This window comes from Shimia sp. R9_2 (assembly GCF_017743735.1).
Taxonomy (GTDB): Bacteria; Pseudomonadota; Alphaproteobacteria; order Rhodobacterales; family Rhodobacteraceae; genus Shimia.
This window is the reverse complement of sequence record NZ_JAGHRO010000005.1, coordinates 136349-150648: the sequence shown is the minus strand read 5'-3', so window position 1 is coordinate 150648 and position 14300 is coordinate 136349. Positions and strand designations below refer to the sequence as shown.

15 protein-coding genes are annotated in these 14300 nt (G+C 60.5%); 9 read left to right on the top strand and 6 right to left on the bottom strand.

Going from position 1 to position 14300, the window contains the following annotated elements; translation table 11 throughout:
* Positions 1 to 6: 6 nt before the first annotated feature.
* Positions 7 to 915, bottom strand: coding sequence for a LysR family transcriptional regulator (locus J7400_RS13865; RefSeq protein ID WP_209064268.1), 909 nt, complete (start codon positions 913 to 915; stop codon positions 7 to 9).
* A gap of 134 nt (positions 916 to 1049) precedes the next feature.
* Here J7400_RS13865 and J7400_RS13860 point away from each other — a divergent pair, with 134 nt between their 5' ends.
* The 6 genes from J7400_RS13860 to J7400_RS13835 all read left to right on the top strand — a co-directional run bounded on the left by J7400_RS13860 (position 1050) and on the right by J7400_RS13835 (position 6445).
* Positions 1050 to 2234, top strand: a complete 1185-nt coding sequence (locus tag J7400_RS13860) for a lipid-transfer protein (protein ID WP_209064265.1) — start codon at positions 1050 to 1052, stop codon at positions 2232 to 2234.
* A 10-nt stretch (positions 2235 to 2244) separates the two neighbouring features.
* On the top strand, positions 2245 to 2712 hold the full coding sequence (locus J7400_RS13855) for a MaoC family dehydratase N-terminal domain-containing protein (RefSeq protein WP_209064262.1): 468 nt from the start codon (positions 2245 to 2247) through the stop codon (positions 2710 to 2712).
* 12 nt (positions 2713 to 2724) lie between these two features.
* Positions 2725 to 3162, top strand: coding sequence for a MaoC family dehydratase (locus J7400_RS13850; protein WP_209064259.1), 438 nt, complete (start codon positions 2725 to 2727; stop codon positions 3160 to 3162).
* A 53-nt stretch (positions 3163 to 3215) separates the two neighbouring features.
* Positions 3216 to 4364 carry an acyl-CoA dehydrogenase family protein gene (locus J7400_RS13845; protein ID WP_209064256.1) on the top strand — a complete coding sequence of 383 codons (1149 nt, stop codon included), beginning with the start codon at positions 3216 to 3218 and terminating at the stop codon, positions 4362 to 4364.
* Between the two features lie 11 nt (positions 4365 to 4375).
* Positions 4376 to 5215, top strand: coding sequence for an SDR family oxidoreductase (locus J7400_RS13840; RefSeq protein ID WP_209064253.1), 840 nt, complete (start codon positions 4376 to 4378; stop codon positions 5213 to 5215).
* Positions 5216 to 5350: 135 nt separating this feature from the next.
* Entirely contained in the window at positions 5351 to 6445 is a 1095-nt protein-coding gene (locus tag J7400_RS13835) for a CaiB/BaiF CoA-transferase family protein (protein ID WP_209064250.1), read from the top strand.
* A gap of 117 nt (positions 6446 to 6562) precedes the next feature.
* Here the strand turns inward: J7400_RS13835 and hemE are convergent, their stop codons facing one another.
* A complete protein-coding gene (gene hemE, locus J7400_RS13830; RefSeq protein ID WP_209064247.1) occupies positions 6563 to 7594 on the bottom strand; it encodes a uroporphyrinogen decarboxylase in 1032 nt (343 codons plus the stop codon).
* A 103-nt stretch (positions 7595 to 7697) separates the two neighbouring features.
* On the opposite strand from hemE, the gene hemC reads away from it, so the two are divergent.
* Positions 7698 to 8654 (top strand): hydroxymethylbilane synthase, encoded by a 957-nt coding sequence (hemC, locus tag J7400_RS13825; protein WP_209064244.1) that lies wholly within the window; start codon positions 7698 to 7700, stop codon positions 8652 to 8654.
* A gap of 60 nt (positions 8655 to 8714) precedes the next feature.
* On the opposite strand, the gene hemF is transcribed toward hemC, so the two are convergent.
* The 4 genes from hemF to clpS form a co-directional block, all read right to left on the bottom strand.
* Positions 8715 to 9608: an oxygen-dependent coproporphyrinogen oxidase gene (gene hemF / locus J7400_RS13820; protein WP_209064242.1), complete on the bottom strand. Its 894-nt coding sequence runs from the start codon at positions 9606 to 9608 to the stop codon at positions 8715 to 8717.
* Between the two features lie 61 nt (positions 9609 to 9669).
* Entirely contained in the window at positions 9670 to 10470 is an 801-nt protein-coding gene (locus J7400_RS13815; protein WP_209064239.1) for an SDR family oxidoreductase, read from the bottom strand.
* A gap of 46 nt (positions 10471 to 10516) precedes the next feature.
* Positions 10517 to 11500, bottom strand: a complete 984-nt coding sequence (locus J7400_RS13810) for a class I SAM-dependent methyltransferase (RefSeq protein ID WP_209064235.1) — start codon at positions 11498 to 11500, stop codon at positions 10517 to 10519.
* A gap of 28 nt (positions 11501 to 11528) precedes the next feature.
* Positions 11529 to 11846, bottom strand: coding sequence for an ATP-dependent Clp protease adapter ClpS (gene clpS, locus J7400_RS13805; protein WP_247738814.1), 318 nt, complete (start codon positions 11844 to 11846; stop codon positions 11529 to 11531).
* Positions 11847 to 11954: 108 nt separating this feature from the next.
* On the opposite strand from clpS, the gene J7400_RS13800 reads away from it, so the two are divergent.
* On the top strand, positions 11955 to 12656 hold the full coding sequence (locus J7400_RS13800) for an HAD family hydrolase (protein WP_209064230.1): 702 nt from the start codon (positions 11955 to 11957) through the stop codon (positions 12654 to 12656).
* Between the two features lie 186 nt (positions 12657 to 12842).
* Entirely contained in the window at positions 12843 to 14234 is a 1392-nt protein-coding gene (locus J7400_RS13795) for a D-alanyl-D-alanine carboxypeptidase family protein (protein ID WP_348540178.1), read from the top strand.
* The last annotated feature ends 66 nt before the right edge of the window (positions 14235 to 14300 follow it).

The window sequence follows — 14300 nt, the reverse complement described above, 5'->3', positions numbered from 1 at the left end:
ACCGCGCTAAGGCATCTCCGCACCCGTTGTGGGCGGAAAGCTCTGCAACGCTTCCAAAAACCAGCCCAGCGCCTGTCCGCGTCGCGGGCCGCTGCGAAACACCACAGCCATCGAGACGGGGCCTTGGTCTGGAAAATCCAACACATCAAAGCGAGCGCGGAAATGGCGGCTCTCCGCATAGCTGGCCGCCACCATCCCCACCGCATCGCTGCGCTCGACAACGCCTGCGGCCATCGCGAAGTTCTGCATGATGTGCAGCCGCCTTAGCAGGTCGCCCTCCATCTGCGGCATCACATTTTGCATCTGTTCCGCATAAGGTCCGCTGGTCTCAGGCACGATCAGCGGCAAGCCCACCAAATCCTGCGCCGTGACCTGCCGCCCAAGCAAGGGATGCCCGTGGCGCACAAACAACCGCACTTGCAGCGGCGCCAAAGCCTCGGCACGCGCCCCCGGCTCCGCCATCAGCGGGCGCGAAGGCCCGACAAACGCATCCAGATCTCCCTGACGAAAGAGCTGCAGCCCCGCCTCAAACGAAGTGCCCCGCACATGCACGCGCACATCCGGATGCGCATTCACCAGAGACCACACGGCACGGCTCATCAACCCTTCCATGGAGCTTGGCGCAATACCGATCCGCAGCACCTGCTCGCGCGTTTGCCGCGCCGCATCCACATCTGATGTCAGCTGATCCACATCCGCCAGAATGCGGGCGGCGCGGTCCACAAACTGTCGGCCCTGCGCGGTGGCCGCAACCCCGCGCGCATGGCGGTAAAACAGAGCGGTTCCAACCTCTTGCTCGACATCGGCCACCGCCTTTGTCACCGCCGACTGGGTCACATTCAGCGCCCGCGCCGCAGCCGAGATTGCCCCCTGCCGATCCACCGCCACCACATAGCGCAATTTGGTCAGATTCATGGCCTCTCCCTGCCATTCCAAAAATGAATAGCTTGCGACAACATTGAATTTGCCAGATATCTACGTCAACCCGATACTGGCGCAGGATCCGGGGCCGCAGAGGCTGGCCAGAGACCGGATTGGAGGAGACTACCATGAGCGCAGCCGCCATCGTGGCGGGTGTTGGCATGATCAAATTTGCCAAACCCGGTGCATCTGAAAGCTATGACCAAATGGGTGCCGCCGCCGTGCGGGCCGCGCTGAAAGATGCGGGTCTCAGCTACGCAGATATTCAGCAGGCCTTTGCGGGCTACGTCTACGGCGACAGCACATGCGGGCAGAAGGCGCTTTATCAGGTTGGCATGTCCGGCATCCCGATCATCAACGTCAACAACAACTGCTCCACAGGCTCCACCGCGCTCTATATGGCGCGGCAGGCCGTGGAGAGCGGCATGGCAGACTGCGTGCTCGCTGTGGGCTTTGAGCAGATGCGTCCTGGCGCTCTGGGCAGCCATTGGACCGACCGGCCCACGCCCTTTGATGACTTTGACGCAGCCTGCGACACGCTGGTCGGCCACGCCGAAGTGCCGCTGGCGCTGCGCTATTTTGGCGGCGCGGGGCAATCACATATGCAGAAATACGGCACCGAGCTGGCAGACTTTGCCAGGATCCGCGCCAAGGCCTCCCGCCACGCGGCGCGCAATCCGCTTGCCCTGTTCTCACAGGAGCTTTCTGAGGAAGAGGTGCTCGCCGCCCCCGTGATGTGGGATGGCGTCATGACCCGTCTTATGGCCTGCCCGCCAACCTGCGGCGGTGCTGCCGCCATTCTCTGTTCGGAGCGTTTTGCCGCCAAACACGGTCTGGACACCACCGTCCGGATCAAGGCGCAGGCCATGACCACCGACTACGCCTCCACCTTTGAGGCACAGGACATGATGCAGGTGGTGGGCTATGACATGACCGCAGCAGCAGCGCTGCAGGTGCAGGAAGCCTCCGGCATCGCGATCGAGGATGTGGATGTGGTCGAGCTGCATGACTGCTTTGCCCACAACGAGCTCATCACCTACGAGGGGCTTGGCCTCACGCCGGAAGGCACCGCGCAGAAATTCATCGCAGATGGCGACAACACCTATGGCGGTAAATATGTCACCAACCCCTCCGGCGGCCTGCTGTCCAAGGGCCACCCGCTGGGGGCCACCGGTCTGGCGCAATGTTATGAGCTGACCCACCAGCTGCGCGGCACCGCAGAGGCGCGGCAGGTCGAAGGTGCCCGCACCGCGCTTCAGCACAACCTTGGCCTTGGCGGCGCCTGCGTGGTCACGCTTTATCAGGCGGCGTGAGGCAGGGCGGATGGGCATCTTTGATCGCAGCGCCAAGGGTCACATTACCCCCGTCATCGAGATCACCATCGAACGCGGGGCGCTGATCTTCTTTGCCGAAACCATCGGCGAGACCAACCCGGTCCACCTCGACACCTGCGCCGCCCGCGCCGCTGACCATCCCGACATTCTCGCCCCTGCCACCTACGCCGTGGTGGTGGGCACATTGGCCGGACAAAAGGCCAAACGCCGCGGGCAGCCCGACATTCTGGAGTTGATCAACGGCGATCTGCGCGTGCTCCTGCATGGCGCAGAAGACTACACCTACCACGGGCCGCTCTACGCCGGAGACACGGTGCAGGTCGAAAACGAGATCACCGGCTTCAGCGACCCCAAAGGCGGCAAACTTGAGATCGCCCATATCACCACCCGCATCAGCCACCCCCAACGTGGCCTGCTGGTTGAGGCCAATCGCGCTCTGATCCACCGCCTGAGCTAAGGGAGAGACATCATGACCACGACGATCACAATCGCCCGCACCCCGGACACCGCTCAGGTCGGCGACCACCTGCCCCCACTCACATTCGGCCCGATCAGCCGCAAAACCCTCGCGCTCTATGCCGGAGCATCCGCAGATCACAATCCGATCCACATCGATCTGGATTTTGCCCGCGAGGCTGGCATGGACGATGTCTTTGCCCATGGCATGCTCTCCATGGCCCAACTCGGCCGCCTCGTGACCGGCTGGGCCGGGCAAAGCCGCCTGCGCGGCCTCTCCAGCCGCTTCACCGCGATCACCCCGGTGGGCGCAACCGTCACCTGTACAGGCACCGTCAGCGACCGGCTTGAGCAACACGGCCGCGTGCTGCTGACCCTCGCGCTCGCCGCACATATTGATGACGGCACCAGAACCCTGCGCGGCGAAGCCAAGGTCTGCGGCACCCCCTGATCCCGCGCACGCCACGCTGCGCGCCCCCTCCTGACAGACAACAAGGACCTCAAATGCCCAACCACATGTGGATGACGGCGGATCACACCGCCTTTGCAAACAGCGTCAGCCGTTTCATGGCCGAAGAGGTCATCCCCAACAACGCCGCATGGTCCGAGGCCGGCGTGGTGCCCAAAGACCTCTGGCACAAAGCCGGTGACCTTGGCATCCTTGGCGCGACCTTCCCCGAAGCCCACGGCGGCCTTGGCCTGTCGCGCCACTTTGACGCCATCACCTTTCTGGAACAGACCAAAGCCGGAGACAGCGGCTGGGGCGTCTCGGTCCACAACATCGCCGCGCATTACATCACCGCCTTTGGCTCTGAGGAACAACAGGCCCGCTGGCTGCCCGATCTCGCCGCAGGGCGCAAAGTCGCCGCCATCGCCATGACCGAACCGGGCACCGGCTCTGACCTGCAGGCGGTCAAAACCACCGCCATCCGCGATGGCAATGAATATCTGATCAACGGCTCCAAAACCTTCATCACCAATGGCGCCACCGCCGATCTGATCGTGCTGGTCGCCAAGACCGACCCAACCGCCAAAGGCCGGGGCGTGTCGCTGATCATCGTGGAAACCGAAGGGCTTGAGGGCTTCACCGTCGGCCGCCGCCTCAAGAAGATGGGCATGAAGCGCAACGACACTGCCGAGCTTTCCTTTCAGGATGTGCGCGTCCCGCTGACCAACCTGCTTGGCCCCGAGGAAGGCCAGGGTTTCATCCAGTTGATGAAACAGCTCCCATGGGAGCGCCTGATCCTTGGCTATATGGCGCTTGGGGCCTCCCAATGCGCGCTCGACCACACGCTGGCTTATGTGAAAGAGCGCAAAGCCTTTGGCCAGCGCGTCATGGATTTTCAGAACACCCGCTTCAAGCTTGCTGAATGCGCCACCAAGATCGAACTGCTCGCCGCCTTCTGCGATCAATGTCTGACCGAGCTCGACGCAGGCCAGCTCACTGCTGAAAAAGCCGCCATGGCCAAGTGGTGGGGCACACAGACCCAATGTGAAATCGTCGATGAATGCCTGCAGCTGCACGGTGGCTACGGCTACATGTCAGAGTATCCGATCAGCGAACTCTACACCGATGCACGCGTGCAAAAGATCTATGGCGGCACCAATGAAATCATGAAAGAGGTGATCGCCCGATCTCTGGATCTCGACTAAGGACCACCCAAATGAGCAAACTCACCGGAAAGCTGACAGGCAAAACCGCCTATATCACCGGCGCAGGCAATGGCATCGGCCGCGCCGTCGCCCTGAAACTCGCCCGCGAAGGCGCCAATATCGTCGTCAACGATCTCGAGGAGGCTCCTGCGCAAGCTGTGGTCGATGAAATCACCGCAGCCGGTGGCAAGGCCATTGCCGTGCCCGGCTCCGTGACCGAGGACGGCTTTGCCGAACGCTTCATCGGCGCAGGTGTGTCTGAGTGGAACGCGATTGACATCATCGTCAACAACGCGGGCTACACATGGGACAGCCTCATCGGCCATATGACCGACGATCAGTTTGACGCCATGATGGATGTGCACGTCAAAGCGCCCTTCCGCATTCTGCGCGCCGCTTCCGGCTTCATCAAAGGCGCGGCCACCCAAGAGGCTGAGGCCGGACAGGAAGTCTTCCGCAAGGTGGTGAACATCTCTTCCATCGCAGGCACCGGCGGCAATGTGGGTCAGGCCAACTATGCTTCGGCCAAATCCGCTGTGCTCGGCCTCACCAAAACACTGGCCAAAGAATGGGGCCGCTTTAAGGTGAATGTGAACTGCGTCGCCTTTGGCTATATCGAAACCCGCCTCACCGAGGCCACCAATGAGAAGAAATCCATCACCGTGGATGGCAACACCGTCGGCATCGGCATCCCCGAAAAAGTCGCCACAGGCTTTGCTTCCATGGTGCCGCTGGGCCGCCCCGGCACACCAGAAGAAGCCGCCGATGGCGTCTATCTCTTCTGCTGCCCCGAAAGCAACTATGTCAGCGGCCAGACTCTGACGGTTGGCGGTGGTCTGAACGGCACCTAAAAAAGGCCCGACTGCAAGTCGGGCTGCGCCGTCCCGCCCCGTTTTGTCGGAGACAAACCTTAGGTTTGGTGGGGCGGCGCATTCGCACCACCCCGCGGGACTATGCAGCCCTCGGCTCTCATGATTGGACCACACATGCTCCAAGGCACCCGCATCATCGAAATCGAAGGCCTCGGCCCCGGCCCCTTCGCCGCCATGCTGCTGGCGGACCTTGGCGCGGATGTGATCACCATCCACCGCAAAACCGCCGCCGCGATCACCGCGGATCAATCCGTGCTCGACCGGGGCAAACGCTCCATCGCGCTTGACCTGAAAGATCCCGAGGATCTTACCACCGCCAAGCGCCTCATCGTCTCCGCGGACGCGCTCATCGAAGGCTTCCGCCCCGGCGTGATGGAGCGCTTGGGGCTTGGCCCCTCCGAATGCCACGCCGACAATCCCGCGCTGGTCTATGGCCGCATGACCGGCTGGGGCCAGGCCGGCCCGCGCGCCCAGAGTGCCGGACACGATCTCAACTACATCGCCCAATCCGGCGCGCTTTGGTATGCCTCAGAGCCAGGCAGCCCACCCATCACCCCCGCCACACTGGTCGGGGATATTGGCGGCGGCGCGCTTTATCTGGTGATCGGCATCCTCTCCGGCATTCTCAACGCACGCACCACCGGACAGGGCACCGTGGTGGACGCCGCCATTGTGGACGGCTCCGCCCACATGATGACCCTGCTCATGGCGCTGCGTCAGGGTGGCGGCCTGTCAATGGAGCGCGGCCACAGCCTGCTGGACGGCCCACATTGGTCGCGCAGCTATCTCTGCGCCGATGGCGGCCATGTCTCCGTGCAATGTCTGGAGCCCCAGTTCTACGCCGAATTTCTGGATAAGCTCGGCCTCAGCGACGATCCGGAATTTGCCCACCAGCACGACGCTACCCTCTGGCCCAAGCTCACCGCGCGCCTGTCTGAAATCTTCCTGTCAGAGCCGCGCCTGCGTTGGGACAGCCTGTTTTCCGGCTCCGACGCCTGCGTCGCCGTGGTGCTTTCGCCTGAGGAAAGCGCGCAGTCTCCCCACATGGCCGCGCGTCAGGTCTGGCATCATCCGGACGGCAATCTGCAGGCCGCCCCTGCCCCGCGCTTTGACGGGAAGGTGGCGCCGATCAACCCTGCCCCCAAACGTGGCGAACACACGGCGGAGATTCTTGCCGAATTGGCACAATCCCCGCGTCAAGAGCGCTGATCGACCTGCCGCAACGCACGGTCAGGTCATAAAAAAGAGGCGCAAAAAAACGCACCTCCGCAATACAGTCGCGATACAGACGCAATACCGACGTTAAAAAACGTGGTTAACGCGGGCTCAGCGCCCACGCAACGCGTCGATCATCAGCTGTACATTCTCAGGGTCTGCATCCGGTGTGATGCCATGGCCAAGGTTGAAGATATGCGGCCCTTTGCTGAAGGCATCAACAATCTTCCGGGTCTCATCCACCAGCGCCTGACCGCCTGTAACCATATGGGAAGACTTGAGATTTCCCTGCACACAGCCATCAACCTGCACATGCTCTGCAGCCCACTCCGGCGTCACACCATCATCCAGCGCCACACAATCCGCGCCCGTCGCCTTGGCAAAGCCCACATAGCGCTCTCCCGCGCCACGCGGGAAGGCAATGATCGGCACATCCGGATGCTTCGCCTTCAGCTCAGCAATGATTTTCTTAGCAGGTTCAAGGGCATAGCGGTCAAAATCCGCCCCCTTCAGAGAACCCGCCCAGCTGTCAAACAGCTTCACAACCTCCGCCCCAGCCTCGATCTGCTTTGACAGATAGTCGATGGTCCCTTCGGTCAAACGATCGATAATCGCTTGAAACAAATCAGGATTTTCATCCTTCAGTTTATGCGCAGGCCCCTGATCCGGCGTCCCCCGCCCCGCAACCATATAGGTCGCCACCGTCCAAGGCGCTCCGGCAAAGCCAATCAGCGTGGTCTCCTTGGGCAGTTCCCGACGCAGGATTCGAACAGTTTCATAAACAGGATCAAGGGTTTCGTGGATTTCACTGGCCGGTTTCAGCCGGTCAAAATCCGCCTGATTTTCAATGGTCGACAGCCGTGGACCTTCGCCCGTGACAAACCACAAATCCGCCCCCAAAGCCTGCGGCAGAAGCAGGATATCAGCAAACAGGATAGAGGCATCAAAGCCATAACGCCGGATCGGTTGAAGCGTCACTTCAGCGGCCAATTTGCTGTTATAACAAAGAGATAGAAAGTCACCCGCCTGCGCCCTTGTGGCGCGATACTCCGGCAGATAGCGCCCCGCCTGCCGCATCATCCAGATCGGCGGCGTGTCCAGCGTCTCACCCGCCAATGCGCGCAGGATCGTCTTCTCGGCCATGGTTTCCCCTTTCCAATGTGTCGCCTTCGTCGTCTGGCACCAGCGTCAAGATGTCAAGGCCAGAGCGCTTGTCAGGACACCCTGTCGCGGCTATCCCTGCGCCATGACCGTGACATTGCCCTCCCCCGACTCGACGCTGAAAATCGGCACCCGTGGCTCCCCCCTTGCCTTGGCGCAAGCCTATGAAACTAGGCGCAGATTGATGGCTGCCTTCGATCTGCCTGAGGCCGCGTTTGCGATTGTGGTGATCACCACATCCGGTGACAACGCACAGCTGATTGCCAAAGACAAACCGCTCAAAGAGCTGGGTGGCAAAGGGCTTTTCACCAAGGAAATCGAAGAGGCCATGCTTGCCGGCAGCATCGACATCGCGGTCCACTCGATGAAAGACATGCCTGTCCTGCAGCCCGACGGCCTGCTGCTTGACACCTATCTGCCCCGCGAAGACACCCGCGATGCATTTGTGTCGCCCAACCACGCCTCTCTGGCGGATCTGCCTGAGGGCGCAACGGTCGGCACATCCAGCCTGCGCCGCCGCGCTCAACTCTTGAATTACCGCAATGATCTCAATGTGGTAGAGTTCCGCGGCAACGTTCAGACCCGCCTGAAAAAACTCTCAGACAACGTCGCGGATTGCACCTTCCTCGCCATGGCGGGCCTCAACCGTTTGGAGATGTCCCACGTCGCCACCAGCGCCATTGAGCCCGAAGACATGCTGCCTGCCGTCGCCCAAGGCGCCATCGGCATCGAACGCCGCGCCGAGGATATGAACACCGCCGCGATGCTGGAAGCCATCCATGACACGCCCACCGGCCAACGCCTTGCGGCGGAACGCTCTTTCCTGGCCGCGCTCGATGGTTCTTGTGAAACCCCAATTGCGGCGCTTGCCGAGCTTGATGGCAACACGCTCCGCCTGCGCGGTGAGGTCTTGCGGCCTGATGGCTCTGAAAGCCTCAGCGACGATCAGCTCGCTCCGATTGAAGATGGCGCAGAGCTCGGAAAAACCATGGCTGCTCAATTGCTTGAGCGCGGCGGCCCCGGTTTCTTTGACTGGCGCTGATCGTCAATATCCGCCTGAGCAAACAAAAAAGCGCCGGTCTTCACCGGCGCTTTTCTTATGTCAGACCCACTTAGCCAGCGGTGGCAGGCTCATCAAAACCGCGTTGGCATCATGGCCGGTCTCCAGCCCGAACTTGGTGCCGCGATCATAGACGAGGTTGTATTCAGCATAGAGCCCCCGGTGCACCAGCTGCGCATCTTTCTCCGCATCGCCAAATGCCTGCACGCGGCGCTTTTCGATCAACGGCAGGAAGGCTGGCAGAAACGCACGACCAATGTCCTGAATAAACGCAAAATCCTTGGCCCAATCACCGGTGTTGTGATCATCCAGAAAAATGCCGCCAACCCCGCGCGCGCGATTGCGGTGCGGAATGTAAAAATACTCGTCCGCCCAAGCCTTTAGCCGTGGATACTGCGCATCGCCATGCTTGTCGCAATGGGCCTTCTGGACAGCGTGAAAATGCGCTGTATCCTCATCATACTCAAGACAGGGGTTAAGGTCAGATCCACCGCCAAACCACCAGCCGTGCGGGGTCCAGAACATCCGCGTGTTCATGTGGACAGCCGGGCAATGCGGGTTCTGCATATGAGCCACAAGACTGATGCCAGAGGCCCAGAAACGCGGATCTGTCTTCATTTCAGGGAAGCCTTTGCGCGCCGCCATTGCTGCCTGCGCACGCTCTCCCAATTCGCCATAAACGGTGGAGACATTGACGCCGACTTTCTCAAACACGCGCCCGCCGCGCATCACCGACATCAGACCGCCACCCGCGTCAGATCCATCCGCGCTGGCGCGTTTGGTCTCGGTCACCTCAAAGCGCCCCGCATTTTGATCGGCAAAGGGACCTTCGGCATGAGTATCCTCAAGCCCTTCAAAAGTCGCGACAATTTCATCGCGCAACGAGCGGAACCACGCGCTCGCGGTTTGCTTTTCAGTCTCCATCGATGCGCTCATGCTCGCCTCTTTGTCTGTTCAGATGCCGCCACGGTCCAATGCCGACAGGCGTCAATTTTGTTTAATGCGCGGGTGTGCTGACCGTATCCAGAAGCGAGCGGCCGCCATCAACCGTCACGATTTGGCCGGTCATGAAGCCCGAAGCCTCTGAGGACAGGAACTGCACCGCATCCGCCAGCTCCCCAGGTGCCGCGATCCGGCCAAGGGGTGTGTGCTGCTCAATCTCATTGCGGCAATCGCGATTGTCCTTCAACGCGGTCTGCAGGCTTGCCGACATCACCGAGCCAATCGCAACCGCATTCACGCGAATCCGTTCCGGCGCTAGTGCCACAGCCATCGCGCGCGTCATCTGATCCAGCGCCGCTGTGGCAATGGAATAACCGAGCAGATCAGGCTGTGACCGTTGTGCGGCAATCGAGGAGAGGTTCACGATCGCCCCGGCAGAGCCTTCTTCCTTGCCTTCGGCCTGTTTGATCATCCGCTTGGCCACAATCTGGCTGAGCTTCAGCGAGGTCATCAGGTTTTGCTGCAGCATCAGCTCAACAGATGCATCATCCGGATTGAGCGGGTCACTGGTTGTCACCTGCCGGCAGCCATTGATCAAAATATCAATCTGATCAAAGGCATCAATGGTGGCTGAGATCAGGTTGTTGATCGTCAGCTTCTCGCGCAGATCGCCCGCGAAGGTGCGCACATTGCCTTCCTCAGGGCGCGTGCCAAACTCTGTGCAGAGCCGCTCTTCGTCCATGTCGGCAAACATGACATTGGCGCCGTGCTCCACAAAATGCCGCCCCACCGCCAGCCCGATCCCGTTGGCCGAGCCGGTGATAATCGCGGTCTTACCTGCAATTGAAAATGACATCTACGATCCCCATCACGCTGCCATGTTGTCGGCTCAAAAGCCTGCCTCAGCCGCGTGTGCGGCTGGGGCGCTGCGCCTTTAGTACCTTGAAACGCGTATCTCCGGCAACGTCTTCGACCTCTTTGAAGGCCTCTCGCAGCGTTGCTTCATACGGCAGATGCCGATTTGCCACCATCCAAAGCTGGCCAGACGGCGCAAGCATCTTGGCAGCCGCATGTATGAAAGACTTGCCCAGATCCGGCTCCGCTTTCCGCCCGGTATGAAACGGCGGGTTCATCACCACCGTATCCACGCGATGTCCGGGTTTGAAGTTTGTGGCATCGGCCCAATGAAACTGCGCCCGCGCGTCAACCACATTGGCTTTAGCACAGTCCAGCGCCGTGTGATCCGCTTCAACAAGATGCAAAACCTCAACACCATCACGGCGCAGAATATGTGACGACAGGAAGCCCCAGCCCGCCCCAAGATCGGCGACAACACGTCCAAGTTTGGCTGGCAGCGCCTCAACCAGCATGGCCGAGGCCGGATCCACGGCATCTGCGCTGAAAACGCCCGGACGCGTGGTGAACCCACCTGCGATCTCCGTGGCCTCACCAGCCTTCCAGTCCGCGAAATCTCCGCCTTCAAACCAGAACAGCCGACCATGGGCTTTGGTGAAGGCCCCGTGCACATCTGCCCGTTTGCGGCACTCTTTGAAAAGGCTGTCGACCCCATCGGTTTTCTGCCCGTCCACAATAACAAGCGGCGCAACTGTACAGGCGCGGGCAATCAGATCGCGGGCCAGCGCTTTGGCGCGCGGCAGCACAACCAGAGCTGCGGCATAGGAACCTTGCTCCACCACCTCGGCGCTATAGCCGACCTGTGCAAAGGCATCATGATCCGGCTTCAGCGGCTGAATGATGGTGCTGCGATCACGCGGCAAAGCGCTGAGGTCGTAGCCAACGCGCGGCGCAAAAACGGCAATATGCCCTTCCAACGGAAGGGCAAGACCGTGCTCATCAACGGCCAGGGACAATCTGCTGTGAGACATTGCTCTTTGGTGACACGGCGCGGGCCGGTCACTCCTTCTCCATGGTGCATTGCAACGGATGCTGGTGACGTTGCGCCAGATCCATCACTTGGGTGACTTTGGTCTCGGCAATTTCGTGGCTGAACACGCCAACCACCGCCACACCCTTCTTATGCACGGTCAACATGATTTCAAACGCCTGCGCGTGGGTCATCGCAAAAAAGCGCTCCAGCACATGCACCACAAATTCCATCGGCGTGTAGTCGTCATTCAGCAGCAACACTTTGTAAAGCGGCGGCTTTTTAGTGCGCACGCGCGTGTCCAGCGCGACCCCGAGGTCACCGCCGTCATCGTCGCCCATGCTCATGAGTACGTTCGGAAAGGTCATTTTCACAAGAATCCGGTCTGTGGTTAGCTGTTTATATAGCCTGTCGATGGTGTAAGAAAAGAGGTCTCACTCAATCGGACTGAATTCATGCCCCGGACGCTCACCACCATCGGCTTTGACGCTGACGACACTCTTTGGCACACAGAGCGGCTCTTTCGTTTGACACAGGAGCGGTTTGCCGAATTGCTGGCTGATTTCACCGAGCCTGCGCACCTGCATGAGCGCCTGCTTGAGGCCGAGCGGCGCAATGTGGGTCACTATGGTTTCGGGGTGAAAGGCTTTGTGCTGTCGATGATAGAGACAGCCATTGAAGTCACCGAAGAAACAGTGCCCGCCTCCGTGATCGCAGAGCTGATGGCTTGCGGGCGCGACATGCTGGCCCATCCAATTGACCTTCTGCCCGATGTGGCAGACGTGGTCGGCGGCCTGTCAGACACGCATCGGCTGATCCTGATCACAAAAGGCGATCTGCTGGATCAAGAACGCAAACTGGCGCAATCCGGTCTGGGCGAGCTGTTCTCCTGGGTCGAGATCGTCAGCCACAAAACCGAGCAGGTCTATGCGGAGACTTTTGCGCGCCATGCGGACGGTCCTGCGCAGGCGATGATGGTGGGCGACTCGATGAAATCCGACATCCTGCCCGCACTGGCGGCCGGAAGCTGGGCTGTGCACGTGCCAAACGGCCCCGCCTGGGCGCTGGAGCAGGCTGAAATGCCCAAAAACAACGCACGCTTTGTGGCGCTTTCACAACTCTCCGACCTTCCGGAAGTTATAAATATCATCAAATGATACCGAATCTGTGCAAGTGTTGGGGTGGATGCTGATGCGGCCACAACATCTTCGAGAGATCGCCTCTATAGCTGAAAACCTCAATAAACATTCACTTTCCTCAATCCGATGCCTGTGTTAGCCTCTTCTCAACAATAAAGGTCAGACCGGAAAACCGGCGATCAGAGGCAGTAAAGGGCAGTTCTCGTGAAGGCGCGGCGTTTTGAGTCGGCCCGTTTTGGGCTATTTTCGGCAGCACTTGTGGTGTGTGTTGCTCTGACCACTTTGGCGGCCTCTGCGGCGCCATATGCAGCCATGGTGATTGATGCACGCGACGGTAAAGTCCTGCACAGCCGCAACGCAGACACCCGTCTGCACCCAGCCTCTTTGACCAAGATGATGACGCTCTACATCGCCTTTGAGGCGGTGGAGAATGGCGAAATCAGCCTCGACACAAAGGTCAAGATTTCCCGGAATGCAGCGGCAGAGCCGCCCTCTAAGCTTGGCCTGCAGTCCGGTCAGAGAATCGCGCTCCGCTATCTGATCCGCGCGGCGGCTGTGAAATCCGCCAATGACGCGGCCACCGCGATTGGCGAGGCTATCGAAGGCTCAGAGGCGGCGTTTGCCCGCCGCATGAACCGCACCGCCAAGGCGCTTGGCATGTCCAACACCAGATTCAAAAACGCCCATGGTCTGACAGAGACCGGCCACATGTCCACTGCGCGGGACATGACCACGCTGGGCCGCCACGTACTCTATGACTATCCGGAGTACTACAACCTCTTCTCCCGCCGCTCCACAAGCGCGGGCATCAAGACCGTGAACAACACCAACCGTCGCCTGCTGAACGCCTATCGCGGCGCGGATGGGATCAAGACCGGCTATACCCGCGCGGCGGGCTTTAACCTCGTGGCCTCCGCAGAGCGCGGCAGCAAGCGCATAATTGCCACCGTGTTTGGCGGCCGGTCCACAGCCACCCGCAATGCAAAGGTGGCTGAGCTGCTCGACCTGGGCTTCACCCGCTCCGCCAGCCGCGTTGCCTTGAGAAAGCCGGGACGTCCGGATTACATCGGCTCCTCCAAAGGCGCGGGCAAAACCATCCGAGTGGCAACCGCTGTGAAAAAGTCGCTGCGCCCCAAGCTGCGTCCGACAGCCGCGACACCGGAAGAGGCGCCAGCCGTGGTTGCAAAGGCCGCAACGCCGGATCCGACCATTGTGGCTGCGGCGAATGTGATCGAGCATGACATTCAATCCGCACTTCTGCAGGCCCAAGAAACCACCGGCGCAACTTTGGCAAGCGTTGAACCGGAGCCGACACCACCGCCTCAGCCCAAGGTCGTCACCCGTATCTCAACCGCAGGCGGCAGACATTGGGGCATCAACGTGGGCCGTTACGGCAGCCGCTATGCGGCGGAAAAAATGCTGCTCAAAACCGCGCTGGCAGAAATGGCCACACTGGATGGCAGCCTCCGCAAAGTTGTCAAAAACACCCGCGGGTTTGAGGCCAACTTTATGGGGCTGTCCAAAGAAACCGCAGACCTAGCCTGCCGCCGTCTGCAGGCCCGCCAGATCACCTGCTACACGCTTGGCCCCAGCTAACGCGCGGAACCATCCAACAAAAGAAAACGCCTTCCATTGAGCATGATGGAAGGCGTTTTCTTTTGT